Below are 26,819 nucleotides of genomic sequence, written 5' to 3'. Positions count from 1 at the left end.
GTGCACGCTGAAGCGATAGCGGTGGGCGCGGTGCGGGTAACCCTGATCGGTGTGCGCCACCACAGTCCGGCCTGCGCGCGGCTGGTGCGCGACACCATCGAGGAACTGCGGCCCGCGCACGTGCTCATCGAGGGCCCGGCCGACATGAACGACCGGCTCGAGGAGTTGCTGCTCGGGCACGACCTCCCGATCGCGGTGTTCACCAGCTACCGCGACGACGAGCACCGGCACATGTCGTGGGCGCCGCTGTGCGACTACTCCCCCGAATGGGTGGGACTGCGCGCGGGCCGCGACGCCGGCGCGCAGGTCCGCTTCATCGACCTGCCCGCCTGGCATCGCGCCTTCGCGGGCACCGAGAACCGGTACGCCGACGCCGAACGCCGCTACGAACGCGCCGTCGAGCGCCTGTGCCGGGCGTTCGCGGTCGACAACATCGACGCGCTCTGGGACCACCTGTTCGAGCTGGGCGACCCGGGCACCCTGCCCGATCGCCTCGCCGCCTACTTCGAACTGGTCCGCGGCGACGATGACGCCTCGGACGGCGACCTCGCCCGTGAGCGGTACATGGCGGGCTGGCTGGACGCCGCCATCGCGGATCTCGAGAAGCGCGAAGCGGCTTCCGGCCCAGCGCATATCGTCGTGATCACCGGCGGCTTCCACCGTCCCGCTCTGGTGCGCCATCTTCACCGTCGATCTGAAACCGGCGACCCGGCCGACATTGGCCGCAGCGGCGACGGCGAGCACTCCGGCGCGGCCCCAGGTTCCGAGCCGAGCCCAGCCCTCGATCCGGTCCGATCGAAGGCCGATCAGGATGCATCGCAGCCGGGCGGTGAACCCGAATCCACCACGGAACCAACCACATTCGAGCCGGACGGGAATGATCCAGCCGGGATGATCCGCACCGACGCCACCGCGGGTGCTCCGGCGCTCGATCCGGCCGGGTGGCCGATCGTTCCCGCGCCCCCCGCCACCGGGACCGGCGGCAGCTACCTGGTGCCGTTCAGCTTCCGGCGACTGGACGCCTTCACCGGGTACCAGTCCGGGATGCCCTCGCCCGCCTACTACCAGCAGCTGTGGGAGGTCGGGGCCGACGCGGCCGCCGAGGGGATCACCCGGTCGGTCGTCCGGCGGCTGCGTGAACGCGGGCAGGCCGTGTCCACCGCGTCGCTGATCGGCGCGCGCACGCTCACCGTGGGGTTGAGCAGGCTGCGCGGGCACGAATCACCCTCGCGCACCGATGTTCTCGACGGACTGGCCGGCGCGCTCATCACCGAGGCGCTGGAACGACCCCTGCCCTGGACCGGGCGCGGGCACCTGCCCGCCGGCACCGAACCGGTCGTACTGGAGATGGTCGCCGCGCTGTCGGGCGACACCGTCGGCCGCTTGCATTCGGGCACCCCGCATCCCCCGCTGGTGCACGACGTGGCGCGGGAACTGCGGCGTCACGGCATCCCCGAGGAGGGCCGTCACACCCTCGATCTCGCCACCGGTCCCGGCGGGGCAGCCAGCCGCCTGCTGCATCGGCTGCGGGTGCTCGGGATTCCCGGGTTCACGCGCCGCGGCGGACCGGCCCTCGGGCGTGCGCCCGAGCTCACCGAAACGTGGTTGCTGACCAAACAGGATCTGCGGCTGCCCGCCCTCATCGAAGCCGGAGCGCTCGGGGCGACCTGCGCCGAGGCCGCGGCGGCCCGGCTCGGCGAACGCTTCGCCGCGGCCGGATCCGATACCGGCGAACTCGCGGAAGTGCTGTTCGACGCCACCCTGAGCGGGCTCTCGGAGCTGTCCGGGCGCATCGTCACCCAGGTGCGCGCGCTCGTCGACGCCGCCGCCGCGCCCACCGGCCTGGGCAAACTACTGGCCGTGGCCCTCGGATTGTGGCGCTACGACCGGATATTCGGGGCCGCGCAGTCGCCGACCCTGGCCGTGCTCATCGACGCGGCGGTGCTGCGCCTGCTGTGGTTGCTCGAGGGCGTCCGCGGCGGTCCCGCCCCCGCCGACCGCGAACTGCTGAACGCCGTCGCCGCCGTCCGGGACGCGGCACTGCACGCCGCGCCGGTGCTCGGCATCGAGCGCGCCGACCTGGCGGGGGTGTTCCAGCGCTGCACCGCCGCGGACCGGCCGCCCGCGCTGCGCGGTGCGGCCGTGGGCGCGGTCGCGGTCCTCGACCCCGCGGCCGGGGTGAACCTCGCGCACTCGGTGCGGCTCGCGGGCACGCCCGAGATGCTCGGCGACTTCCTCGCGGGACTGTTCGCGCTGGCCCGCGAGCAGCTGCTGGAAGAAGCGGCACAGGATGATTCGGCCGGCGCGGGCGAACCGCTGCTCGCCGTCCTCGACGAACTGGTCGCGGGCTTCGGCGATGAGGAATTCCTGGCCGCGCTGCCCGCGCTGCGCCTCGCGTTCGCCTGGTTCCCGCCCCGGGAACGGGCCCGGATCGGCGAACGCCTGCTCGCCATGCGCGGGCTGACCACCGATGTGTCCGCGCTGCTGCGCCTGGCGGCCGACGCCGAAACCCTGGCCCACGCCCGCGCGGTCGAACTGCGGGTCGATCATCTGCTCGCCGAGCACGACCTGCTGCCTCCACCGCGCGAATCCCGTTCCCCCAGCACAGAACTCGAGCCCCACGCATGACCGAACTCGACCCGGCCCTGGAACGCTGGCGGCTCGTTCTCGGAGCGCCCGGCGCCGCGATCACCTGCGGCGTCGCCATGAGCTCCGGCGGCGCCGAGCGCGACACCGCCCTGGACTGGCTCTACGAACGCGACGAGGACCTGGACCGCCGCGACATCCGCCGCACCGGCGGCGACGGACCCTCCATCGTGCACGCGGTGGACTGGCTCGACGACATCCATCGCCTTTTTCCCAAGAGCACCATCGAGCGGCTCGAGCGGGACGCCGTGCAGCGCTTCGGATTACACGAGGTGCTGACCGACCCGGGCGTCCTCGAGCGCCTCGAACCCAACGCCGAACTGCTCGGGGCGGTCCTGCGCACCAAACACCTGATGAACCCCGAGGTGCTGCGCATGGCCCGGCGCATCGTCGAGCAGGTGGTGCGCGAGCTCATGGAGCGGATGGCCACCGAGATCCGGGTGTGCTTCACCGGCACCCGGTCACGGCGACCCAGCCGCATCCCCCGCGCGGCCGACTTCGACTTCGCGAAGACGGTGCGCGCCAACCTCGCCCACTACCGGCCCGAGGAGAACCGGCTCTACGTCGAGACCGCGCACTTCCGGGCGCGGACCCGGCGGAACATGGACACCTGGCAGGTGATCCTGCTGGTGGATCAGTCCGGCTCCATGGTGAATTCGGTGATCCACTCCGCGGTGACGGCGGCGTGCCTGTGGAACCTGCCCGGCATCAAGACGCACCTGATCGCCTTCGACACCGACGTCGTCGATCTCACCCGCGACGTGGAGGACCCCGTCGAACTGCTCATGCGCGTGCAGCTGGGCGGCGGCACGAACATCGGGCGCGCCCTCGCCTACGGTGCGCAGTTGATCGAACAGCCCCGGCGCACGATCGTCGCGCTCATCAGCGATTTCTACGAGGGCGGGGACGCGACCTACCTCGTGCGCACCGCCGCGGACATGGTCGCCGAAGGGGTGCACGTGCTCGGGCTGGCCGCGCTGAACGAGGACGCGGACCCGGAGTACGACCGGCACACCGGGCAGCGGCTCGCCGACGTCGGGGTGCACATGGGCGCGATGACGCCCGGCGAACTGGCGAACTTCATCGCCGAGAAGATCGGATGACCCGGATGCGCGCCGACCTGCTCGCCCTGACCGACGACTCGCTGATCTCACTCGCCAACCGCGGCATCTTCAAACGCGCGCTGAAGGAGAACGGCTCCGCGCCACCGGCACTCACCGAGGACGCGGACGGCACGGTCCGGGTCCGGTTCGCCGACGGGACCGACACCACGCTGCCGCCGGGGGCGACCCTGGAAGCCGCACCGTGCAGCTGCGGCGCGACCTCGGTGTGCCGTCATCGCGTCATGGCGGTGCTGGCCTACCGCGACGGCTCCGCGTCCGACGCGGCCGGGGACGATCCCGGAACCGACGCGGAGCCGGCAGCGGCGACGACCGATCCGGAACCCGCTGCGGCACAGCCCCCTTGGTCACCCGGTGAGTTCACCGACGACCAGCTGAAGGACCTGCTAGGCACCCGCGCTTTCACCGCCGCGCGCCGCGCGCATCGGGCCGGGTACCGGGCGACCGTGCGCCGGGCCACCGCGTCCGACCCGGTCGCCTCCGTCGAATTGTCGGCGGTGACAGTGCGTTTCCTGGTCCCCGGCGATCTCGGGTATGCTCGGGCCGACGCCGCCCGCGGGGCGCGCACCGACGCCATCGCACTGGCGGTCTGGGCCTTCCGGGCCGCGGACGCGGCGGATCCGGGGCAGGCCCGGCTGGAGGTGTCGGTCGGTGCGGCCGCCGACGGCTCCGCGGCCCGCACGGCCGCGGCGAGCGTGCTGGATCCGCTGACCGATCTGCTCAACGACGGTGTGACCCATGCGGGTCCGGCGCTGCCCGGGGTGTTCGGCGCGGCGCAGCGCACCCTGGATCAGGCCGGCGCCCGCTGGCCGCACGACGCGCTCACCGATCTGCTGGATCAGCTGACCGCCTACCGCGAACGCAGCGCCCGCCACGATCCGCTGCACACCGCCGCCCTGATGACCGAACTCGTCGCGCGGCACCGCGCCGCGTCCCGCGCGGCGGTCACCGCCCTGGGTACCGAGGAGGCCGCGCAGACCCCGCTGCGCCACCTGCGCCTCACCGGCCTGGGCGCGCGCATCACCGGCGACGACGAATCCCGCGGCGTGGAGGTCTATCTCGCGCATCACGACGCCCGCCTGGTCCTGGCGCTGCGGCACGACACCACGATCGCCGAGGGCGCGGAGCCGCCGAGCGCCGCGAGCCTGGGCAACCGCCGCACCGGCGCGGCCCGCCTCCGCGACCTCGCCGCGGGCAACGTGGTCACCGAATCCGCGGTGCGCTCGGCCAATCGCAGTGTGCGCCTGGCGAACAGCCGCGTGGCCCGCACCTCGGTGCTGCCCTCCGCCGGCGACTGGTCCACCCTGCCCCCCGAACTCCTGCTCACCGACCTGGACGCCGAGTCGGCCCGCCTGGCCGCCCTACCCCCCGCCCTCATCCGCCCCCGGGTGCGCGGCGAGTCCGTTCGCGCCGTGGTCGTCACCGACGTCACCGCCGTGCACTATCTCCCCGGCGACCAGCGCCTCGAGGCCACCCTGCACGCCCCCACCGGGACGGTGACCCTCTCCCACGCCCATTCCGGCTTCGCTCCGGGCGCGGTGGATACCCTCGCCCACCTCCTGTCGGGCGAATCCGGCCCGGTCCGCTACGTCGCGGGCGCCCTGCACCGCGCCCACGGCCGCCTGGTCCTGGATCCGACCGCGGTGGTCGCCGGCGACACGGTGTACGTCCCCTGCTTCGCGACGGCCGACACAGCCCTCCCCCCGACTACTCACCAAGGTGATCACTCACCCCTCACCGCCGCCGTGACCGCCGCCCTCGCCCTGACGGCGGAGGTCCCCCACCGCGGCGCACGCCACCTACCCCCCAGCTGGTTCACCCGCGCCGCCGAGTCCGCCGCGACCCTGCGCCGCCTGGGCCTCCCCACTGCTGCCGCGACCCTGACCACCCTCCACGAATCCCTCTCCGCCCCAATCCCTCCCACACCCCTCGACACCTGGGCGACAGCCCACCTCCGCCTCCTGCTCACCGCCGACCAACTCTGACGCCCACGTACAGCGAGGTAGCCGTCCTTCGGCGACAGGGTCGAGGGGCGGAACCCGCTCCGCCGCGGGCGTGGGCACTTCGTCGCGGGTTACCGGCGGAGTCACGGTCTCCGGTGAACACGACACCCGAGGATCATCGGCCCCGGTCGAACGCGGGCGCCTGCGGCAGCGGGCCCGCAGCCGCAGGTAGGAACCCGGAGCGTCGATCACGGCGAACCATCGGTTTCGTTACCGAGATCCGTCAGCGGTCAGGCGGTTTCGGTCAGCAGGACCAGGTCGCGGCGCCAGGAGGCGCACATCTCTACGTACGACGGCAGGCGGGCGACCCTGAACTCGGTTGCGGACCAGTCTTTTTCAGCGACGGCGGCGGTCCACACGTAGGTCCAGGCGTAGGTCTCGCGGTCGCCCGCGTGCACCGGGATCGGGCACAGGTCGTACTCGTCGTCCTCGAAGGCGTCCAGTACCCGCCACTCGGGTGGGGTCAGGCCGTGCAGCAGGAAGCCGAGGGCGACGGCGGCGGGGGCGGGCACCAGGCCCGGGTACACCCGCTCCGGCAGCGCCGCCACCCGGCGGCCGGACGCGGTCGCCGCCTCCAAATCCGTTGTGCGGCCGAGCAACTCGTGCAGCACCGCGGGAAACTGCAGCGTCCCGTAGACGAACAGCGGTTCGCCTGCGGCGGGCTGCCGGCGGCGCGCCCAGCGCCCGGCCGAACTCATCGCCCGGCCAGCCGCGCGAAGATCGCCGGATCGTGCGAGTTGATCACGGTCAACTGGTGGCCCTGTGCACGCCGCAGCTCACGCAGGCGCTGCTGGTTCTCCCGGTAGGCCCCGCGCACCAGCGACCCGGTCTCGTACAGCTTGACCTGCCACGGCGTGTGCGGCTGCTCCGGATCGATCGAACTCTCCACCATGAACGAATCACCGGCGTGCAGCAGCCAGCCCCGGCCGGAGTCGATGGCGTAGCCGACGTGCCCGCGGGTGTGCCCGATCAGCGGCACGGCCAGAATCTCCGGCGGCAGACCTGGCAGGTCGCGCACGGTGCCGAAACCGAACCAGTCCTCGCCGCCCTCGACCTCGTTCACCATCCACTTGGGTCCGTGCGCCCACTGCGGTGCGCGATAGCGCAGGCGCTCGGAAATGGTGGGCAGCGCCATGGCGGCGCGAAACTCGGGGCCGTGCACGTGCACCGTGGCCTCGGGGAAGTCGGCGAGCCCGCCGGAGTGATCGAGATCCAGGTGCGTGAGCAGAATGTGCCGCACGTCGCGCGGGTCGTACCCGAGTCGCTGAATCTGCCGCACCGCGGTCTCGGCCTCGGCGAGTTTGGCGCCCAACGCGAATCGCGACAGGCCCACCATGCGCCCCGGATCCCGCACGCAATCGAGACCGTAACCGGTGTCGACCAGGACGAGTTCGTTCCGGGTCTCGATCAGCAAACAGTGATCGACGAGCCCGAACCCCATGGTGCCGCAGTTCAGATGGTGGATCCGCATGGGCTCGAGCGAACCAGAAGGCACCGAACCGGTCAATTGGAACCCCGCACGGCCCGTATACGCGCACCCCGGAGCGCCCCGCGCGGGGTGCGCACGATCACACGCGCGGCGCTCAGTGCGGCCGATGGCTGCGAATGATCTCCGCGAGTCGTTCGTAATCCTCGCCCCGCGCGGTGGACGAGCGATACGCCAGCCCCAGTGTGCGCCCGGGCGCGGGCGCGGCGAAATGCGCGATATCCAAAGTACCACGCGAGGTTTCGGCCCGGACCGCCATCTCCGGGATGAGCGAGACCCCGAGATCGCCCGCGACGCACTGCACCACGGTCGCCAGCGAGGCCGCCCGGGTGTCGCCCACCGCGCCCGGATGCGCGTCGGCGGACCGGCACAGGTCCAGGGTCTGGTCGCGCAGGCAGTGCCCCTCGTCGAGCAGCAGCAGCGGCAGCGCGTCCAGGTCGGCGGGCCGCAGATCCTCGCGCCCGGCGAATTCGTGCCCGCGCGGCACCACGAGGACGAATTCCTCCGCGTAGAGCGGAATCTCGACCAGACCGGACGCGTCGGTCGGCAGCGCGAGCAGCGCGACATCCAGCACACCCGAGCGCAGCCCGTCCAGCAGCCGCCCGGTCTGGTCCTCGATGACATGGGGCACGAGGGTGGGCAGCTGCCTGCGCAGCTCGGGCAGCAGCGTCGGCAGCACATACGGGGCAACCGTGGGAATGATGCCCAAACGCAGTGTGCCGCCGAGCCCGGACCCCGCGGCCGAGGCCACGAAACGATCCGCCGCCTCGAGCGTCGCCATGGCCTGTGACAGCAGCCGTTTGCCCGCCGGGGTGACCAGTACGCGACGCGTACTGCGTTCGATCAGTTGCAATCCCAGTCCGTTTTCGAGCGATGCCAGGGCCTGGGATAACGTGGGCTGGCTCACCCCCAGCCGGGCCGCGGCGGTACCGAAGTGGCGATACTCGGCGATCGCTACGAACGCACGCAGCTGCGACAGGGTCGGCTGATAAGTTTGATCAGTCACGCCTATCAGTATAGTGCGACCGATCACCTTTACCTTTTACCGAGGTCGAGGCAAGATCGTTCGCAACAGTCACGACACGATCGCATCGACTACATAGAGGAGCAAGCATGGCCCTGCTGACCATCGGCGACCAGTTCCCCGCCTACAACCTCAAGGCTGTCATCGGCGGTGACCTGACGAAGGTGAACGCTCAGCAGCCCGACGACTACTTCACCCAGATCTCGAGCGACGACTACGCCGGCAAGTGGCGCATCGTCTTCTTCTGGCCGAAGGACTTCACCTTCGTGTGCCCGACCGAGATCGCCGCCTTCGGCAAGCTGAACGAGGAGTTCGCCGATCGCGACGCGCAGGTGCTGGGCGCTTCGGTCGACAACGAGTTCGTCCACTTCCAGTGGCGTGCGCAGCACGAGGACCTCAAGACTCTCCCCTTCCCCATACTGAGCGACCTCAAGCGTGAACTGGCCGCCGCCACCGGCGTTCTCAACGCCGACGGCGTCGCCGATCGCGCCACCTTCATCATCGATCCGAACAACGAGATCCAGTTCGTGTCCGTGACCGCGGGTTCGGTCGGCCGCAACGTCGACGAGGTGCTGCGCGTGCTCGACGCCCTGCAGTCCGACGAGCTCTGCGCCTGCAACTGGAAGAAGGGCGACCCGACCATCAAGGCCGGCGAGCTCATGACCGCTTCGGTCTGATCACCCCGCACGTTCGATCGACACCGCGGCACTGATCGCCAAGTAGTCTACGACCCAAAGGATTTCGCGCTGTGACCATCGAGAACCTGAAGAACTCCCTCCCCGAGTACGCCAAGGACCTCAAGCTCAACCTCTCCTCGATCGCCCGCACGACCGTGCTGAACGAGCAGCAGCTGTGGGGCACCCTGCTCGCGTCGGCGGCTGCCACCCGTTCGGCCACCACGCTGCGGGAGATCGCCGAGGAAGCCGCCGACACGCTGTCGGCCGAGGCGTACAACGCCGCATTGGGCGCCGCCTCGATCATGGGCATGAACAATGTGTTCTACCGGGGTAAGGCGTTCCTGGACGGCAAGTACGACGATCTGCGAGCGGGCCTGCGCATGCAGATCATCGGCTCGCCGGGGGTCGACAAGGCCGATTTCGAACTGTGGTCGTTCGCGGTGTCCTCGATCAACGGCTGCGCACACTGCCTCGAGGCGCACGAGCACACCCTGCGTGAGGAGGGCGTGTCCCGTGAGGTGATCTTCGAATCGCTGCGCGCCGCCGCGATCGTGGCCGGTGTCGGCCAGGCCGTCGCCACCACCGAGGCCCTGGCCTCGGCCGCGGTCTGATTCGCGATCCCGCGAGTCCGGCTCGAATCGTTCGATCCAGCGTTCCCGAATGGGGCCGCACACCGTCCGGTGTGCGGCCCCATTTGTTTGTCACAAGTTGTTTGCCATGAGTTAGCCGAATTGCGATCACCGATCGGCAACGTTGACCGTTTAACCCGAAATATCCCCTTAGACTCCCCCGCATGCCCACGCGCTCCCGGACCAGCGCCCGGCGCCGCTGGCGCACATTCTTCGCCACGTCGGTCATTGTCGCCACGGTCGCCGTCGCCGGAACCGCGCTGTGGCTCAACAGACAGGAACCCGAGCGGGAGACCCCCGCAGCGGCCGATCCCACCGGCACCCCGCTGCCCGACGCACAGCGGGCGCGCGCCGATCTGGACGGGCTCAGCGTCGCCTGGAATCGCAATTGGGAATCCTACGAACGCAATGCGTTCGGCCCCGGCTGGTCGGGTCACGGCGGCGAGGCGCCACTGGCGAACGGCTGCACCGCCCGGGACGTGGTGTTCAAACGCGATCTCACCGATGTGCGCCTGGCGGAAAGCAATTCGTGCATGGTATTGACCGGCACCCTGCTCGATCCGTACACCGGCGAACGCCTGCCGTACGACCGTTTCAAGGCGTCGAGCATCGAAATCGATCACGTCGTCGCACTCGGTGACGCCTGGCGTTCGGGCGCCTCGCACTGGGATCAGCGACAGCGGCAGAATTTCGCCAACGACGTCGGCAATCTGCTGGCCGTCCAGAAACAAGCGAATCAGGACAAAGGCTCGAAGACCCCGGATCAATGGAAACCGCGGCACGATTACTGGTGCGAATACGCGCGCCGCTGGGTGGCGGTGAAATCGCGCTGGAATCTGAGCGTGCAGCCCACCGAGAAGAGCGCCCTGTTCGAGATGCTGGGCACATGCTCACCTCCCACTAATCGGTAACCATCGGTAAGCTGAGCTGCCATGGGCACTCCAGAGAGCGATGGCACCCAGATCGAGGTCGTGCGCGTGTTCACCGATGCGGCGGGCCGGTTCGGCAATCCGCTCGGCATCGCGCGCGCCGGCGACGTGACCGGGGCCGATCATCAGGCGCTGGCGGCGCGGGCGGGCTACAGCGAGACCGTGGTGGTCGAGGAACCGGTCGACCACCGGGCCAGATTGCGCATCTACACCCCCGCCGTCGAACTGCCCTTCGCCGGGCATCCGACCGTCGGCACCGCGTGGTGGCTGGCCATGCTCGGCCATCCGGTGGATGTGATCGACGTCCCCGCCGGGCCGGTGGACGTGGTGGCCAACGACGGGCTCACCTGGATCCGGGCCCGCTCGGAGTGGACGCCCAAGTTCACCTTCCACGAGTTCGACGACGCGGCCCTGCTCGAAACCCTGGACCCGGCGGACTTCACCGAGGGCGCGCACTACGCGTGGATGTGGGCCGACGAGACGCACAGCCGGGTGCGGGCGCGCATGTTCGCCCCCGCCCTCGGCGTCCCCGAGGACGAGGCCACGGGCGCGGCGGCCATCGCGCTGACCGCGAAACTGCAACGCGGACTGCGTATCACCCAGGGGCAGGGCTCGCACCTGTTCACCGAGTGGGACTCCGACGGCTGGGCGCGGCTCGGCGGGCGCGTCGTCGCGGACCACCCGGTACTCATCTGATCCGGTCGCGCCCAGTACACCCTTCCCGCGGAAAATCGGTTGCCGAATACGTCGGTGCCCGATGAGATGGTGGATCGCACACTCTCGCGATCCCCCGCACTCCGCATCGGAAGGACTTCGCCGTGTCCACCCTCGCCGCCCCCACGGGCACGCCGGTCCCCCGTCGCGCGGGAACCCGCGAATGGATCGGCCTGAGCGTCCTCACCCTGGCGTGCCTGGTGTACGCCATGGACATGACCGTGCTGCACCTGGCGGTGCCGCAACTCAGCGCCGAACTCCGGCCCACCGGTCAGCAGCTGCTGTGGATCATCGACGTCTATGGGTTCATGGTGGCCGGTCTGCTCATCACCATGGGCACGCTCGGCGACCGGATCGGCCGGCGGCGACTACTGCTCATCGGCGCCGCGACCTTCGGCGCGGTCTCGGTCCTGGCGGCCTTCGCGCCGACCGCGGAGACCCTGATCCTGTGCCGCGCGCTGCTCGGCATCGCCGGCGCCACCCTCGCGCCGTCCACACTCTCGTTGATATTCAGCATGTTTCCCGATCCGCGCCAGCGCTCCCTCGCGGTCGGCACCTGGGTCAGCGCCTTCTCCGCGGGCGGCATCGCGGGTCCGATGCTCGGCGGACTGCTGCTCGAACACTATTGGTGGGGATCGGTCTTCCTGCTCGCGGTACCGGTCATGGCGCTGGTGCTGGTCCTCGGACCCCGGGTGCTGCCCGAGTTCCGCGACCCGGAGCCCGGCAGGCTCGACCCGGTGAGCGCGGCCCTGAGTGTGCTGACGATGATCGCGCTGGTCTTCGCCATGAAGAAGTTCGCGCAGGACGGCCCGGGCGCACTGCCGCTGCTGGCCGTGGCGATCGGCGTACCGGCGGGGGTGCTGTTCGTGCGGCGGCAATTGTCGCGGCCGGACCCCATGCTCGATCTCCGGTTGTTCGGCGGCGCGCTGTTCCGTACGGCGCTGGCCATCAACGTGATCGGGGTCTTCGTCGCCTTCGGGTACTTCCTGTTCGTGGCGCAGTATTTCCAGCTGGTGCTGGGTTTGTCGCCGCTGCACGCGGGCCTGGCGATGGCGCCCTCGAGCGTCGGGTTCCTCGTCGGCTCCCAGGCCGCGCCGCGCCTGGTGCGGGTGGTGCGCCCGGCCTACCTGATCGGCGGCGGCATGGGCCTGGCGGCGGTCGGCCTCGCGCTGATGACGCTGCTGAGCGTGTCCGGCAGCCCGGTTCCGGCCGTGCTGGCCTCGGTGCTCATCGCGCTCGGCCTGGCCCCGGTCTTCGGCATCACCACCGAGCTGATCGTCGGATCCGCGCCGCCGGAGAAGGCGGGCGCGGCGTCCGGGGTGTCGGAGACCGGCGCGGAACTCGGCGGGGCGCTGGGCATCTCGATCCTGGGCAGCCTCAGCATCGCGATCTATCGCCGCGATCTGGCCGACACCCTGCCGCCGGGGGTGCCCGACGCCGATCTGGTGCGCGACACCCTGGGTTCGGCGGTGGAGGTGGCGGCGACGCTGCCCGGACCGCTGGGCGAGGCGGTCCTGGCCGCGGCGCGGGACGCCTTCATGGACGGGGTGCACCTGATCACCGGGGTCACCGCGGTGCTCTCGCTCGCGCTGGCCGCGATGGCGCTGGTGCGGCTACGGCAGGTGCCGGCCGGGGAGCTGTCCTCGGCGCACGGGGAGTGACAGCTCCCCGGTTCCGACGCGAAACCGGCTCGCGCGCAGTCGAACAGGCCCCGTGCACTCGGGTGCACGGGGCCTGTCCTGTCGAAACTCCCGGCTCGTCTCAGCCCAGCGCGGCGGCGAAGCCCGCGGCCAGCTCCGCGACCTGTTCCTCGGTGATGACGAACGACGGCGAGATCTGCAGCGCGCCCTGACCGGCCGCGCGGCCCGAGATACCGTGTGCGCGCAGGGTTTTCACGAACGGCATCGCCTCGGCCGGATCGGCCAGCTGCACCGCGGCGACCGCGCCGAGCCCGCTGCGGACCTCGGCGACGCGGGGGTGCGCGGCCAGCGGCGAGAAGTGCTCGTGCAGCAGCGATTCCAGGTTCTTGCTGGCGTCGAGGAGGTTCTCGCGCTCCATGATGTCGAGGTTGGCCATGGCCGCGGCGGCCGCGGCGGCGTGCCCGCCGTAGGTGTAGCCGTGCCGGAACCAGGTGCCGCCGGCGAAGAACGGCTCGGCCACGCGCGGGGCGATGAAGACCGCGCCCATCGGGATGTAGCCGGAGGTCAGGCCCTTGGCGGTGGTCATGAGGTCGGGCTGCAGGTCGAATCGCGACGAGGCGAACCAGGACCCGCCGATGCGGCCGAAGCCGGTGACGACCTCGTCGGCGACGAAGAGGATGTCGTTCTCCCGGCAGATGCGGCGCACCTCGGTGAGGTAGTGGTCCGGCGGCAGGTACACCCCGCCCGCGCCGATGATCGGCTCGGCGAAGAAGGCCGCGATGCGGTCCGCGCCGACCTCGTCGATGAGCGCGAGCAGCGCCTTGGGATCGTCCCAGGAGATGGTGCGGGCGTCGGGCATGAACTCGCCGTAGCCCTCGTGGTTGACCGGGATGCCCGCCAGCGAGGTGCCCGCCACGTGCATGCCGTGGTACGCCTTCTCGCGGCCGACGATCAGCGTCTTACCCGGCTGTCCCATGACGTTCCAGTAGCGCCGCGCCAGTTTGGCGGCGGTGTCGATGCCGTCCGAGCCGCCGGAGGTGAAGAAGATCTTGCTGCCCGGGACCGGGGCGATGGCGGCCAGGCGCTCGGCCAGGTCACGCAGCACCGGGGAGGCCAGGTCGCCGAAGTTCGAGTAGTGCGCGATGTCGCCCAGCTGCGCCGCGACCGCGTCGGCGATCTCACGGCGGCCGTGCCCGACATTGGTGAACCAGAGCCCGGCCGTGGCGTCGAGGTACCGATTGCCGGCCTCGTCCCAGATCTGGGCGCCCTCGCCGCGCGCCACCACGAACGCCCCACCACTTTCGACCGCGCCCATATCGGCGAAGCCATGCCACAGTGAACCCATCCCGCACCTCCGTACACCGACACCGGCCGCCCCTCGCCGGACGCGCCGAACCACCCCACCATCACACCATTGCGACCCTGAGCAGCCTGAACTACCCCCGTACATACCGGTCGGCCGGTCTTGGGTCAGGCGGAGGCGGCGGCCACCAACATGAACGCGGTACCCAGATCCATCACCACGTGCGGCAGCACGACGGTCGGCCCGGCCGCGCCCACCGGATGCGGAAACATATGCCGCAGTAGGCCTCTGGCGGCGGGCACCGACATGATCACCGCGTCCGCGACGAACAGCCCCGCCAGCGCGAGCATGGGCGCGGGAGCCGGGCCACCCCCGGAGTGATGGCCGCCGGTGTGCCCGCTCATGGCGTAGAGCATGGCCGCGGCCGCCACCACGTGATAGGCGAAGGCGGTGACGCCGGCGCCGGGCACCACCTCGCCCCCGGCCGGCTCCCCCGCCCGCCACCGGGCGACGCGCGCGAGCAGCAGGCAGGCGTAGACCACCGTCATCGCGGTGAGCACCCCGTTCAGCGCGCGCGGATCCGCCGCCGGGAAGACCAGCATGGCCAGCATCACCAGGCACATGAGCAGGTGCGCGGCATCGGATTCGCGGTCGGCCACCCCGCCGCGGCCGGACCCCGGCCCGGTGCGGCCCGCGAGTTCGGCGGCGACCGGCCGCACCGCCGACAACCGCGCCAGGACGATCAGCGCGGCGACGGTGAACGCGAGCACCGCCGCCCACCGCAGCGCACCGTACTGCTGCACGAATTCCGCCACAGCCCACCACCTCCCACCGCAGCGAACAGGCCGCTTCCATGCTCGCATCGCGAACGGTTCCGGATCCCCGTTTCGCGGCAACCGCGTGGGAGCCGCGGCGAAAACGCTTCCGGCGCCGCCCGATACCGAGGTGCTCGCTCGCCGGAGGCCGTGCGCCGATGATCACTTTCCCGTCCAGAACTCCGGGGATGCGCTAAGCTTCAGTCCGACTGAAGGATGCGAGCTCGCTTCCAATTCACTTGGAGCGCAACACGAAAGGCTCACCATGAGCGACCAGGGTGTCACGTTCATCAACGCGATCGAACTGCCCGCCGATCAGGTGGACGCGTTCATCGAGCAGTGGCGCGAACGCGCCGCGCTGATGCGCACCGCACCCGGTTTCCGCGACGTCCGCCTGCACCGATCACTCCTGCCGGACACTCGATTCCAGCTCGTCAACGTCGCGCACTGGGACAGCGCCGAGGCCTGCGAGGCCGCGGGCATGAACCCCGCGGTGGTGTCGTCCGTCGACCGCGCCCGCCAGGTCGCGACGGCCAACCCGGGCCTGTACGAGGTGGTCGCCGCGTTCGAGTAGAACAATTACTCGAACAAACGTTCTACTCGAGGTATCGTTCCGGGCCATGCCGGAACTCTCACGCCGCGACTGGGCGACCATGAACCTGGAGCAGGTTCGCAGGCAGCTGCTGGACGCGGCGGCCTTCGGCAAATGGCTCACACCCGAGCAGCTCGAGAACGCCGCGGGCAAGATCGGCGAGGGTCTGAAGATCTTCCTCGCCGAGACCCAGAACCGCGGTTAGCGCTGCGGCTCAGCGCATCCGGAACACCGGGCCGCGCGATCCGCACGGTCGGCACAAGCACGCGGCGCGGTCCGGGCGAACGCGCACACCGACAGACCAGGCGGTATCGATAGCCTGGGCGCATGCGCATTGTGGTGGACGACCTGTCCGATCCCGAGGTGATCGGGCTGCTCGCGGAGCACGTCGCCGAGATGGCGGCGCACTCGCCCGAGGACAGCATGCACGCGCTGGACGTGGACGCGCTGCGTAAGCCGGACATCACCGTCTGGTCGGTGTGGGAGGGGGACGAACTCGCCGGCTGCGGCGCGCTCAAGGAGCTCGACCCAGAACACGGGGAGATCAAATCCATGCGGCTGCGGACCGCGTGGCAGGGGCGAGGCGTGGCCTCACAACTGCTGCTGCACATCCTCGACCAGGCCCGGGAGCGGGGCTATCGGCGGCTCAGCCTGGAAACCGGGGCGAGCGAGTTCTACGCGCCCGCGGTGCGGCTGTACACACGGCACGGGTTCGTCCCGTGCGGGCCCTTCGCGGACTACGAGCTCGATCCGCACAGCGTCTTCATGACGCGCGCGCCTCTCTGAAGAACTTGCCCACGAAGCCGTTCGCCGCCGCGACCCCCAGCGCGAGGATCACGAAGAACACCACCATGAGCGCGAGACCGCCGGACATCGCGAGATAGCCGCGCTCCCGGGGATCGATGAACGGGTAGGGGTACCAGTCCACGATGGGACCGCGGATCAGGGTGTACACCCCGTAGACGATCGGGAACACCAGCCAGTTGCCGATCAGGCGCGCGCTCAGCGTGATGGCCGCCGGCACCAGCAGCCAATCGACCAGCAGGACCAGGGGCATGACGCGGTGCAGGTAGGTGTTGAGCCACTGCTCCTGCAACTGGACATCGATGTCGGCCAGCAGCAGCGCGTACACGATGCCGGTGATGACCAGGTACAGCGTGGCCGCGCCGCGCACGACCTGCCAGCGCCGGTCGCCCGGGTCGCGCAGCGCGCCGACCAGCAGCACGACCACGCCGATCACGTTGGAAAGGATCGTGAAGTAGCTGAAGTAGTTCGCGACCGAATAGGCCGGATCGTCCAGGCCCTTGATCGGCCCGTACGCCAGCGCGAAGACGCCGAACGCACCGAAACCGAGGCGCAGTAGTCGGATCCACAGCGGTGTGCCGGCCGCGTTGCTCATCGCCCGATCGTCCCACGACACGGGGGCGAAACGCGGACGATACGCCGATACAGCACACATCGGGCAACACCGGTCGGCCCGAAACGCCCCACCGCGCCGACCGGCCCGGGACGGACTTCGCTAGGCTTGACGACGCAATGACCAGGACCGCCGCCACCGTTCGCGAGCTTCGATCCCGCCTGGCCGACCTCTCGATCCGCGACGAGCATCGTTTGCGCCGTCGCCTCGACAAGGCCCGCGGCGGCGACCTCACCGAACTCGAAACCGAGATATCCGCCGCCGCCGCGCGCGTCGACAATCGTCGCGCCGCCGTACCCGAGATCCGGTACCCCGAACAGCTACCCGTCTCCGCGCGCCGCGACGACATCGCCGCCGCCATCGCCGCCAACCAGGTCGTCATCGTGGCCGGTGAGACCGGGTCCGGCAAGACCACCCAGCTACCCAAGATCTGCCTGGAACTCGGGCGCGGGGTGCGCGGCACCATCGGGCACACCCAGCCGCGGCGACTGGCCGCGCGCACGGTGGCCGAGCGGATCGCCGAGGAACTGAACACCGAACTGGGCGACGTCGTCGGCTACACCGTCCGCTTCACCGATCAGGCCTCGGACCGGACGCTGGTCAAGCTCATGACCGACGGCATCCTGCTCGCCGAGATCCAGCGCGACCGGCTGCTGCGCCGCTACGACACGATCATCATCGACGAGGCGCACGAGCGCAGCCTCAACATCGACTTCCTGATGGGCTACCTCAAGCAGCTGCTGCCCCAGCGGCCCGACCTCAAGCTCGTCATCACCTCGGCCACCATCGACCCGGAGCTGTTCGCCCGGCACTTCAGCGATCGGAACGGCACGCCCGCACCGATCGTCGAGGTCTCGGGGCGCTCGTATCCGGTGGAGATCCGGTATCAGCCGCTGTCGCTGGAGGTTCCGCTCACCTCCGACGATCCCGACGACGACAACACCGAGGTGGTCGACCGCGACCCGACCGACGCCATCGGCGACGCGGTCCGCGAACTGCTCGCCGAGGGCGACGGCGACATCCTGGTCTTCCTGTCCGGTGAGCGCGAGATTCGCGACACCGCCGACACCCTGCGCGACATGCGCCTGCCGCGCACCGAGATCCTGCCGCTGTACGCGCGGCTCTCGGCCGCCGAACAGCACCGGGTCTTCAGCGCGCACACCGGCCGCCGCGTCGTGCTGGCCACCAACGTCGCCGAGACCTCGCTGACCGTGCCCGGCATCCGATACGTCATCGATCCCGGCACCGCGCGAATCTCCCGCTACTCCCTGCGGACCAAGGTGCAGCGCCTGCCCATCGAGCCGATCTCGCAGGCCTCCGCGCGCCAGCGTTCGGGCCGCTGCGGTCGCGTGGCGGACGGCATCGCGATTCGCCTGTATTCCGAGGACGACTTCGAATCCCGGCCGCAGTTCACCGAACCCGAGATTCTGCGCACGAATCTGGCGGCGGTCATCCTGCAGATGACGGCCCTGGGCCTCGGCGACATCGAGAGCTTCCCGTTCGTGGAGGCGCCGGACAGCCGGGCCATTCGCGACGGCATCGCGCTGCTCGAGGAACTCGGCGCGCTGGCCCGCCGGTCCGAGAAGGCCACCGCCCCCGAGGTTCCCGACACCGGCCTGAGCCTGACCGCCATCGGCCGGGAGATGGCGCAGCTCCCCGTGGACCCGCGCATGGCCCGCATGCTCGTGGAGGCGCACAACACCGGGTGCCTGCCCGAGGTGCTGAAAATCGTGGCGGCGCTGTCGATTCAGGACGTGCGTGAGCGCCCGGTCGAGTTCCAGCAGGCCGCCGACACCAAGCACGCCCGCTTCCACGTCGAGGGCTCGGACTTCCTGTCCTACCTGATGCTCTGGGACTACCTGTCCGAGCAGCGTAAATCGCTGTCCTCCAATCAGTTCCGCCGCATGTGCCGGGACGAGTTCCTGCACTATCTGCGCATCCGCGAATGGCAGGATCTGCACGGCCAGTTGCGGACCATCACGCGCGGGCTGGGTTGGTCCACCGAATCCGACCGCGCCGGAGGGGATTCGCACGAGGAGCGCGGCGGCGAGAACGCCGGTGGCGCGGCGCGATCGGACGCGGGTCGCCGAGGCGCGGCCGACGGTACGCGTTCCGGCGGGCGCGGCAGACGCGGGCGCGGGACGGCCGCGGCGGCCGGTGACAACTCGCCACGCGGTTCCGGCGACGGCGCCAAGAACGCACGGGGCCAACGCGGTTCGGCGGGCGCCGGCGCGGCGGGCAACGAGTCGGATCGGTCCGGCCGCGACGCCGCGCAGGCCGCGGCCGCCGATGCCGCGCGCCCGTGGGACACGACCTCGATTCACCAGGCGTTGCTGTCCGGGATGCTCTCCCACATCGGCGTGCGCGAGGCCGAGAGCCGGGAGTTCCTGGGCGCGCGCAATGCCAAGTTCATGATCTTCCCGGGCTCGTCGCTGGCCAAGAAGGCCCCGCGCTGGGTGATGGCGGCCGAGCTCGTGGAGACCTCGCGTCTGTGGGGACGCACCGCCGCGCGCATCGAACCCGAATGGGCCGAGCGCCTGGCCGGGGATCTGGTGAAACGTACCTACTCCGAACCACACTGGTCGTCCAAGCGCGGCGCGGTGCTGGCCTACGAGCGGGTCACGCTGTACGGCATTCCGCTGGTGACCCAGCGCCGGGTGGACTTCGGGCGCATCGATGCCGAACTCGCCCGCGAACTGTTCATCCGGCACGCACTGGTGCAGGGCGAATGGCAGACCCGGCACGAGTTCTTCGAGCGCAATCGCGAATTGCTGGAGGACGTGGCCGATCTCGAACATCGCGCCCGCCGCCGCGACATCCTGGTCGACGACCAGGTGCTGTTCGACTTCTACGACGGGCGCGTCCCCGCGGACGTGGTGTCGGTCCGGCACTTCGACGCCTGGTGGAAGCAGGCCAAGCGCGCCGATCCCGCGCTGCTGGACTTCACCGCCTCCACCGTGGTGAACGAGGACGCGGCGCTGCTGGATCCGACCGCCTTCCCCGACAGCTGGCGACAGGGCGAGCTGATCCTGCCGCTCACCTATCAGTTCGAGCCCGGCAACGCCGATGACGGTGTGACCGTGCACATTCCCATCGCGCAGCTGGCACACGTGCGCGCGGTCGGCTTCGACTGGCTGGTGCCCGGTATGCGCGAGGAACTGGCCACCGCGCTCATCAAGACCCTGCCCAAGCAGCTGCGCCGCACGGTCGTGCCCGCACCCGACTACGCGAAAGCCGCACTGGCACAGCTCACCCCGCGCGCCGAACCGCTGCGCACCGGCATGGCCCGGGAACTGTCGCGGCTCGGCGCGATGACCGTCGCGCCCGCCCAGCTCGACCCGAGCGCACTGCCCGATCACCTGCGCATGACGTTCGCCGCGACCGATGCCGCGGGCACCCTGGTCGACCGCGACAAGGACCTGGCCGCGCTCAAATCCCGTCTGGCGAACCAGGTCTCGAAGTCGGTGGCCCGCGCCACCGCGGCCGCGGAACGCGCGCCGGCGGCGGTGTGGACCTCCGAATCGCTCGGCACCCTGGAGCCGACGGTGCGCCGTCAGGTCGGCGGCCAGACCATCACCGGTTATCCCGCACTGGTTCCCGAGGGCGAAGGCGTCGCGGTCCGCGTGCTGAGCTCACCCGGTGAACAGGCCGCGGCCATGCGCACCGGCACCCGGACGCTGCTGCTCAACGCGCTGCCGACCTCGGCGCGCTCGGTGACCGCGGCGCTGCCGCCCACCGATCGCCTTGCGCTGAGCCAGAATCCGTACGGATCGCTGGACGGCCTGATCGAGGACTGCCGGGCCTGCGCGGCGGACGAGCTGATCGCCCGGGCCGGCGGTCCCGTGCGCAGCCCCGATCAATTCAAGGCGCTCGTGGAGCAGGTGCGGCCGAATTTCACCACGGCCGTGGCGCAGACCGTGCGCCTGGTGGTGCCCGTGCTGGCCGAGGCGCACCGGGTGCGCGCGGCGCTCGCGGACAATCGCGATCGCGACGCGGGCGACGACGTCCGCCACCAGCTCGACGATCTGGTGTTCCCCGGCTTCGTGTCCGAGTGGGGCAGTGCGCGATTGCGTGAGTTGCCGCGCTACCTCGAGGGTGCGCGGCTGCGGCTCGAGGCGCTGCCCGCCGCGGCCAATCGCGACCGCCAGGGCATGGCCGAGCTCGATCGCGTGCACGCCGCCTACGACCGGCTGCTGGAACTGCTGCCCGAGGGGCGACGCGGCGGACGCGATGTCACCGAGATCTGGTGGATGATCGAGGAATTGCGGGTGAGCCTGTTCGCCCAGCAGCTCGGCACCCCGTACGCGGTGTCGGTCAAGCGCATCGAGAAGGCGATCGACGCCGCGCGAAAGCCCCCGGCCAAGCGCTGATCTCGGGCTCGGGCGGGGGCTCGCGGGTGTTCGATGGCGGGCCCGGTGGGCCGGGCTCGCCGACGGGTCAGTCCGCCGCCGCGCCCACCGCGTGTTCGGCGCGGTGCTTGCGGAGTTCGGCGATCTCGTGCTCGAAATCCTCGGCGGAACTGAAGGATCGGTACACCGAGGCGAACCGCAGGTACGCGACCTCGTCGAGATCGCGCAGCGGACCGAGAATGGCGAGACCGACCTCGTGGCTGGGCACCTCGGGGGAGCCCTTGGCGCGCACCGCGTCCTCCACCTGCTGCGCGAGCAGGTTGAGGGCATCGTCATCGACCTCGCGGCCCTGACAGGCGCGGCGCACACCGCGTATGACCTTCTCGCGGCTGAACGACTCACTCACACCGCTGCGCTTGACGACCGACAGGATCGCGGTCTCCACGGTGCTGAACCGGCGCCCACACTCCGGGCAGGCACGTCGCCTCCTGATGGCGCTGCCTTCTTCGGCCTCACGTGAATCGACAACCCTGGAATCGGGGTGGCGACAGTACGGGCAATGCATCCGTGATCCTTCGTCGGGGCCTGGGCTCCTCAGCAACCCCGAGGATACCCGGACGAGCGCCACCGGCGTGCGTCCGCCCGGGTGCCGAGCGTCGATCAGAGGGTCAGCCGCCATTCCGCGGTCATGTCACCGAGAAGATCCGGGAGCCGGCGCAGCAGCCGACCGGCCGCCAATTTGTCCGAGAAGGGTTCGGCGAGAACGGGTCTCGCAACCACCTGGTTCACCGACAGTTCGAGATAGCGGGGCAGCAGGTCGTTGGTGATGTAGTGCCACCGCGTGTCGCGGTCGGCCCAGTTGAAGTTGGGCAGCGGCGTGCGCAACGACATGGTGCCCGCGGTGATCGTGGTGGGCGCGAACACACCGGGGGCGCGCACGCCGGGCACCGCCGCCTTGCCGGCAACCGTGCTGACGTAGGTCAGCACCCGGCCCATAGCCCCGCGACCGGCGGCCGTGGCGTCCCATTGATCGGCGATGATCTGGTTCTGCTCCCGGTCGGTCATGCGCAGGGCCGCGTCGGCCAGCCCCGCCGGGGTGCCGGAGTCGATGCCGCGCCACGCCAGGACGGCGTTCTCGTCCAGGACCCCGGCGCGGTACATCTCCTCGATGGCGGGTTGCCCCTCGGCGGCGTACGCCTCGTGCATCGGCACCTGGTCGAGGAAGATGTGCTTCTGCATGATCATCAGCCGGGTCTGGTACCAGGCCAGGTCCGCGGCGGTGAGGCGCTCGCCCTCGGTGCCGAGCAGGCGGAGGTCGGACGGCAGCAGATCCAGTAGTTCGGCCGGGGTGCCGCGCAGCAGATCCGCGACGGTGTTGCCCACCTGGTGCACGCCCGGCACGCTCACGACGGCGGCGACGTCGCCCATGTCGAAGAAGCCCGAGGCGAAGGACCCGCCGGCCAGCCCGGCCAGGCCCACCCAGTAGAAGTCCGGATGCGCGTTGCTCAGGCGCAGGTAGTTCACGTAGACCTGGATGAAGGTCCGCGAGTTGGCCGCCACGCCGCGGTCCGGGTCCCAGGCGGCGAGATCGATGTCGGCGTTGCGGGTGGCCGTGGTCAGCCAGTACTGGTGCAGGAGCGTGGCATAGCGGCGCGGGGCGATCTGCGCGGCGCGGGCCGCGTCGACGGCGACGCGCAGCTCGTCGGGATCCAGCGGCAGGGCGGGATGCAGGCCACCGCCGCCGGCGCCGTCACCGTTGACCGACGGCAGATCCAGATAGGCGGCGTAGGCGGGTTCGGCCTGCACCGCGGGTGCGGAGACGAGTCCGGCCAGCAGGCAGGTCAACAGCACCGTCACGCGCAGCGCGCCGCGCACGCCGCGTCGGCCGCCCGGTGCGGTTCCCGACGAAAACGGGTGGTGCCCCGTGCCTATGGTGCCGTGCGCCATTGCGCCCCCTTGTTGCGGTCGATGCGAGATGTGTGACCGCACACCGGGCAGGCTGTCCCGGCGCGAATGTATCCGCGGTCACATCCGAGGGCAACTTAGCAACGCGTTTCATTTTTCAATCTATATTTCCGGCCACCACGCGGATGTCCGGAAAACGTGGCGTGAGCGGGCAATCGGCGAGCGATCCTCGGCCGGCGATGCTTCCCCAACGCCACCGGACTGCGATCGGCCCGCCGCCCGCCTATCTGGCGGGCTGGGGCGCGGGCACGATGTCCACGACCGGGATGGTCTCGGCGCCGAATTCGCCCGCGCGCAACTGGGCCAGACCGACCAGGCCGGCCACGGCGACCGCGGTGAGCAGGGCCGAGACCGCGAGGGCCGCGAAGCCGATCTGCGCGCGCTGCACACGATTCAGCGCGTGTGCGCCGCGGGCGTGCCCGGCGACGCGGTGGGTCGCGCTCACGCGCGGGCGCGCGAGCGCGCGCCGATCGAAGGTGAGCACGCGGGCGGTGCCCGCGGCCTGGCTCGGGACGCCGTCGGCGCGCAGCTCCCAGGGGAGGCTGTCGAAGCCGAGATCGCCGCCGAGAGTATCGAATTCGATGATCAGAGTGCCCATCGAACGAACCTCCATGGGATACGGGCCGGTGGGCCCTGGACGATTGACTCGCTCATGTGTTCGAAGAACTGATGTTCGAATTTCTACCACGCCCTGCCGACAAAGTCGCGCATTTGCCCGACATGCGTCGAACAGATGTTTGATCAGTCGGCCGTCGCGGTCTACAGTCGAGGCACAAGATCCCCGGAGCCGTGGCAGGAGTCGCCGCGGGGTTGCGAATTCCGGTGAGACACAGCGGTGAACGGAGGACTGCGGCGGTGAGCGAACAGGGCGGTGTGGAGAGTGAGAGCGGCCCGGCGGACCACGTCGGCGACCGCGGCACTGAAACATCCGGCGCGGCGGCGGATCTCACCGTGCGTCAGCGCAAGGTGCTGGAGGTCATCCGCACCTCGGTGAGCGACCGTGGCTATCCGCCCAGCATCCGGGAGATCGGCGACGCCGTCGGGCTCACCTCCACCTCCTCGGTGGCACACCAGCTGCGCGCTCTCGAGCGCAAGGGCTTCCTGCGCCGCGATCCCAATCGCCCGCGCGCGGTCGACGTCCGAGGGCTGGACGAGACCGCCGTGCGCGCGACTTCCGGTGTGGCGCAACTGCGTCCGGTCACGGCCGAGGCCGAGTCGGGCGATCACCCGGCGCCCACCTACGTACCGGTCCTGGGTCGCATCGCGGCCGGTGGCCCGATACTGGCCGAGCAGGCGGTGGAGGATGTCTTCCCGCTGCCGCGCGAACTGGTCGGCGAGGGTTCGCTGTTCCTGCTGAAGGTCGTCGGCCAGTCCATGATCGACGCCGCCATCTGCGACGGCGACTGGGTCGTGGTCCGCCAGCAGAACGTCGCTGACAACGGCGACATCGTGGCCGCGATGATCGACGGCGAGGCCACCGTGAAGACGTTCAAGCGCACCGGTTCCCAGGTGCTGCTGATGCCGCACAACCCGCTGTTCGAGCCGATTCCGGGCAACGACGCCCAGATTCTCGGCAAAGTCGTCACGGTCATCCGCAAGATCTGACCGTGCACGGACTGCCGTGACCCGGCGGCCGCCCCGCAGACCGGGCGCCGGGTCACGACAGTCGTGGTTGCGAGCTTGTGGGCCCCTGCGCGGGACTCAGGTGACGACGCCGGTCCAGACCGCGCGCGAGCCCGAATCGCCCACCCGATAGATCTGCACCGTCGCCGCCGTTCCGGCCGCGATCGCGAACACCGCCACCAGCGCGAGCGCCGCGCGGCCCACCGGCCGATCGCGGCCCGCCCGCAGGTGCACCACGACCACCGACACGGCCGCGAGCAGCAGCGGAACGACGTAGAAGAGGGTGTCGTCACCCAGGTTCGCGTGCTCCTCGATGGCCGGGCCCCCGCCGCCCAGCCGATCCTGAAGCCATTCCCCCGCCGCCGTGGTCAGCGGCGTCAGGACGGTGACCACCGCCGCGAGTGCGACGGTCAGCCAGACGAACCGGTGCCGCGCCGCGGGCCACAGGGCGCAGAGCACGAGCAGCACCGCGGTCAGCGGCACGAGCACGACGAGGCCGTGCACCAGCAGGACATGGGCGGGGAGCCCGCGAATTGTGGACATGTCGACGCCCTCTGTTCAGCACCTCGGCCAACTCCGGTACCAAGAACAACGTAGGCGGGACCGCGCCGGTTCGACACGGAAAAGGGAGAACGCGCGGACGCGTTCTCCCCGTCGCCCGCGTGGATCTCCGTGATCGGCCCGGGTGATCAGTGCGAGTCCGGCTGCGCCCCTTGGGTTCCGGGGTTTCTCTGTTCCGGGGCGGGGACCTGGTCGCGGGTGATGCGGCGGGTCACCGCGTCCGGGCGCTCGATCCGGGTCGTGGTCTGTTCGTCATCCGAACGGTCGGGGATCGCGGACAGCAGCACCGTCGTCTCCGAGTCGCCGGGGCGCGAGGTCTTGGCCGGGCCGGTCATGGCGGGCGACGCACCGCTCGGCGGCTCGATCAGCGTCGAGCCGACCAGCGACCGATCGCCCGTGCTCGACACCGAACGCACCGGCGGCTCGCTGAGCGAGGAGCCCGCCAGGGGCTGATCGTGCGGCGACGCGGTCGGCCGGTCCTGGCCCGGACCGGTCAGCCGGACGGAACCCGGCTGCGGGTGATCGGGATTCAGGCCGACGAGCGGCTGGTCGTGGTTCGCGCCGAGCAGAGACGGATCGTGGGTGGCCGCGACCTGATCGGGCGGTTCCGGGCGCGCGGGCGACGCGGAGCCGGGCGCGGGGCTCGGGGAGCCGAACGCGGGGGCCGGGTTCGGGGTCGCGGGTGCGGTCAAGGTCACGGGCGGCAACTGCACCGAGGCCGCGGGCGCGGGCGCATCGGCCGAGAGCGCGGCCAGGGTGTAGGGCGCGGGGGCGGCGGGCTGCGGCATGGCGGGCCCGGCCGGCTGCGCGGCGGCCGGCGAGTTGGCCAGGGCGGCGGCGTCGCGGGCGAAGCCGAGGACCTCGTACTGCGCGCCGATGGTCATGGCCGCGCCGTTCTTGCCGTGCGCGACGAACGCCTGGTTCGGGCCCATCACGCGACGCAGCGATTCCAGCCAGCGATGATCCAGAACACGACAATCCGCCCAGGGGAAGTACTCGAGGCCGGTGCGCAGATAGAAGCGCTCGCCGATTCCCGCCTGCCGCAACAGGTCCAGCAACCAGGCATCGATCCGGTTGGGCTGCGCGTTGCGGTAGATGCGCGCCTGCGGCGCCACGGACCCGCTCGCGAACAGACCGAACGAGTTCAGCAACTCCCCCGAAAACTCATCGACCCTGACGAAACCGACAACATCGAGACCATGCAGTTGCTCCGGAAGTTGCGCCGCTAATCTGCGCTCGTCATGCAGTTTGAACTTCCTATTGATGTTCTCTGTGCGCATTTGTCTCCGGTTCCCAAGAACAACCCCCCGGAACCCTAACATGAA

At 70.5% G+C, this 26,819-nt stretch carries 24 protein-coding genes; 13 read left to right on the top strand and 11 right to left on the bottom strand.

The window, feature by feature from the left end; all coding sequences use genetic code 11:
* From ACWDOP_RS08735 to ACWDOP_RS08725, 3 genes are read left to right on the top strand one after another with little or no spacing between them, the layout of a single operon-like run.
* Positions 1-2,628 carry a DUF5682 family protein gene (locus ACWDOP_RS08735; RefSeq protein WP_456344583.1) on the top strand — a complete coding sequence of 876 codons (2,628 nt, stop codon included), beginning with the start codon at positions 1-3 and terminating at the stop codon, positions 2,626-2,628.
* Positions 2,625-3,749 carry a VWA domain-containing protein gene (locus ACWDOP_RS08730; protein WP_456344582.1) on the top strand — a complete coding sequence of 375 codons (1,125 nt, stop codon included), beginning with the start codon at positions 2,625-2,627 and terminating at the stop codon, positions 3,747-3,749. Before ACWDOP_RS08735 ends, ACWDOP_RS08730 begins: the two co-directional genes overlap by 4 nt.
* A complete protein-coding gene (locus ACWDOP_RS08725) occupies positions 3,746-5,752 on the top strand; it encodes a hypothetical protein (RefSeq protein ID WP_456344581.1) in 2,007 nt (668 codons plus the stop codon). Before ACWDOP_RS08730 ends, ACWDOP_RS08725 begins: the two co-directional genes overlap by 4 nt.
* Before the next feature lie 248 nt (positions 5,753-6,000).
* On the opposite strand, the gene ACWDOP_RS08720 is transcribed toward ACWDOP_RS08725, so the two are convergent.
* The 3 genes from ACWDOP_RS08720 to ACWDOP_RS08710 form a co-directional block, all read right to left on the bottom strand.
* The gene (locus tag ACWDOP_RS08720) at positions 6,001-6,468 is read right to left on the bottom strand and encodes a gamma-glutamylcyclotransferase family protein (RefSeq protein WP_456344580.1); all 468 of its coding nucleotides are present in this window, start codon (positions 6,466-6,468) and stop codon (positions 6,001-6,003) included.
* Positions 6,465-7,241: an MBL fold metallo-hydrolase gene (locus ACWDOP_RS08715; RefSeq protein WP_454201868.1), complete on the bottom strand. Its 777-nt coding sequence runs from the start codon at positions 7,239-7,241 to the stop codon at positions 6,465-6,467. Before ACWDOP_RS08715 ends, ACWDOP_RS08720 begins: the two co-directional genes overlap by 4 nt.
* 112 nt (positions 7,242-7,353) lie before the next feature.
* Positions 7,354-8,262 carry a hydrogen peroxide-inducible genes activator gene (locus ACWDOP_RS08710; protein ID WP_456344579.1) on the bottom strand — a complete coding sequence of 303 codons (909 nt, stop codon included), beginning with the start codon at positions 8,260-8,262 and terminating at the stop codon, positions 7,354-7,356.
* Between the two features lie 107 nt (positions 8,263-8,369).
* Here ACWDOP_RS08710 and ACWDOP_RS08705 point away from each other — a divergent pair, with 107 nt between their 5' ends.
* From ACWDOP_RS08705 to ACWDOP_RS08685, 5 genes are all read left to right on the top strand, one after another.
* Positions 8,370-8,957 (top strand): peroxiredoxin, encoded by a 588-nt coding sequence (locus tag ACWDOP_RS08705; protein WP_456344578.1) that lies wholly within the window; start codon positions 8,370-8,372, stop codon positions 8,955-8,957.
* Between the two features lie 71 nt (positions 8,958-9,028).
* Complete coding sequence (locus tag ACWDOP_RS08700; RefSeq protein WP_456344577.1) at positions 9,029-9,568, top strand: carboxymuconolactone decarboxylase family protein; 540 nt, start codon at positions 9,029-9,031, stop codon at positions 9,566-9,568.
* 182 nt (positions 9,569-9,750) lie between these two features.
* Entirely contained in the window at positions 9,751-10,497 is a 747-nt protein-coding gene (locus ACWDOP_RS08695; RefSeq protein WP_456344576.1) for an HNH endonuclease family protein, read from the top strand.
* Positions 10,498-10,518: 21 nt separating this feature from the next.
* Positions 10,519-11,211 (top strand): PhzF family phenazine biosynthesis protein, encoded by a 693-nt coding sequence (locus ACWDOP_RS08690; protein WP_456344575.1) that lies wholly within the window; start codon positions 10,519-10,521, stop codon positions 11,209-11,211.
* A 122-nt stretch (positions 11,212-11,333) separates the two neighbouring features.
* On the top strand, positions 11,334-12,890 hold the full coding sequence (locus tag ACWDOP_RS08685) for an MFS transporter (protein ID WP_456344574.1): 1,557 nt from the start codon (positions 11,334-11,336) through the stop codon (positions 12,888-12,890).
* 100 nt (positions 12,891-12,990) lie between these two features.
* Here ACWDOP_RS08685 and ACWDOP_RS08680 read toward each other — a convergent pair whose 3' ends face one another.
* The gene (locus ACWDOP_RS08680; protein WP_454201861.1) at positions 12,991-14,214 is read right to left on the bottom strand and encodes an aminotransferase family protein; all 1,224 of its coding nucleotides are present in this window, start codon (positions 14,212-14,214) and stop codon (positions 12,991-12,993) included.
* Between the two features lie 125 nt (positions 14,215-14,339).
* Positions 14,340-14,987 (bottom strand): DUF5134 domain-containing protein, encoded by a 648-nt coding sequence (locus tag ACWDOP_RS08675; protein WP_456344573.1) that lies wholly within the window; start codon positions 14,985-14,987, stop codon positions 14,340-14,342.
* A 265-nt stretch (positions 14,988-15,252) separates the two neighbouring features.
* On the opposite strand from ACWDOP_RS08675, the gene ACWDOP_RS08670 reads away from it, so the two are divergent.
* From ACWDOP_RS08670 to ACWDOP_RS08660, 3 genes are all read left to right on the top strand, one after another.
* Positions 15,253-15,561 (top strand): antibiotic biosynthesis monooxygenase family protein, encoded by a 309-nt coding sequence (locus tag ACWDOP_RS08670; protein WP_456344572.1) that lies wholly within the window; start codon positions 15,253-15,255, stop codon positions 15,559-15,561.
* Positions 15,562-15,607: 46 nt separating this feature from the next.
* The gene (locus ACWDOP_RS08665; protein ID WP_454201858.1) at positions 15,608-15,784 is read left to right on the top strand and encodes a DUF6374 family protein; all 177 of its coding nucleotides are present in this window, start codon (positions 15,608-15,610) and stop codon (positions 15,782-15,784) included.
* A 122-nt stretch (positions 15,785-15,906) separates the two neighbouring features.
* Positions 15,907-16,365, top strand: a complete 459-nt coding sequence (locus ACWDOP_RS08660; protein ID WP_456344571.1) for a GNAT family N-acetyltransferase — start codon at positions 15,907-15,909, stop codon at positions 16,363-16,365.
* Here the strand turns inward: ACWDOP_RS08660 and ACWDOP_RS08655 are convergent.
* On the bottom strand, positions 16,343-16,978 hold the full coding sequence (locus ACWDOP_RS08655; RefSeq protein ID WP_456344570.1) for a Pr6Pr family membrane protein: 636 nt from the start codon (positions 16,976-16,978) through the stop codon (positions 16,343-16,345). The genes ACWDOP_RS08660 and ACWDOP_RS08655 overlap by 23 nt on opposite strands.
* A gap of 137 nt (positions 16,979-17,115) precedes the next feature.
* Between ACWDOP_RS08655 and hrpA the strand changes: the two genes are divergently transcribed.
* Complete coding sequence (gene hrpA, locus ACWDOP_RS08650; RefSeq protein WP_456344569.1) at positions 17,116-21,366, top strand: ATP-dependent RNA helicase HrpA; 4,251 nt, start codon at positions 17,116-17,118, stop codon at positions 21,364-21,366.
* A gap of 67 nt (positions 21,367-21,433) precedes the next feature.
* On the opposite strand, the gene nrdR is transcribed toward hrpA, so the two are convergent.
* From nrdR to ACWDOP_RS08635, 3 genes are all read right to left on the bottom strand, one after another.
* Positions 21,434-21,910, bottom strand: coding sequence for a transcriptional regulator NrdR (gene nrdR / locus ACWDOP_RS08645; RefSeq protein WP_354991087.1), 477 nt, complete (start codon positions 21,908-21,910; stop codon positions 21,434-21,436).
* Positions 21,911-22,005: 95 nt separating this feature from the next.
* The gene (locus ACWDOP_RS08640; RefSeq protein ID WP_456344568.1) at positions 22,006-23,292 is read right to left on the bottom strand and encodes a hypothetical protein; all 1,287 of its coding nucleotides are present in this window, start codon (positions 23,290-23,292) and stop codon (positions 22,006-22,008) included.
* Between the two features lie 241 nt (positions 23,293-23,533).
* The gene (locus ACWDOP_RS08635; RefSeq protein WP_456344567.1) at positions 23,534-23,908 is read right to left on the bottom strand and encodes a hypothetical protein; all 375 of its coding nucleotides are present in this window, start codon (positions 23,906-23,908) and stop codon (positions 23,534-23,536) included.
* A 275-nt stretch (positions 23,909-24,183) separates the two neighbouring features.
* Here ACWDOP_RS08635 and lexA point away from each other — a divergent pair, with 275 nt between their 5' ends.
* On the top strand, positions 24,184-24,915 hold the full coding sequence (lexA, locus tag ACWDOP_RS08630; RefSeq protein ID WP_456344679.1) for a transcriptional repressor LexA: 732 nt from the start codon (positions 24,184-24,186) through the stop codon (positions 24,913-24,915).
* Between the two features lie 96 nt (positions 24,916-25,011).
* Here the strand turns inward: lexA and ACWDOP_RS08625 are convergent, their stop codons facing one another.
* Positions 25,012-25,476 carry a DUF2231 domain-containing protein gene (locus tag ACWDOP_RS08625; protein ID WP_456344566.1) on the bottom strand — a complete coding sequence of 155 codons (465 nt, stop codon included), beginning with the start codon at positions 25,474-25,476 and terminating at the stop codon, positions 25,012-25,014.
* A gap of 146 nt (positions 25,477-25,622) precedes the next feature.
* Complete coding sequence (locus tag ACWDOP_RS08620) at positions 25,623-26,774, bottom strand: hypothetical protein (RefSeq protein ID WP_456344565.1); 1,152 nt, start codon at positions 26,772-26,774, stop codon at positions 25,623-25,625.
* Between the last annotated feature and the right edge of the window lie 45 nt (positions 26,775-26,819).

The organism is Nocardia sp. NPDC003693 (assembly GCF_053981095.1).
This window is presented reverse-complemented; position numbering and strand designations above follow the sequence as displayed.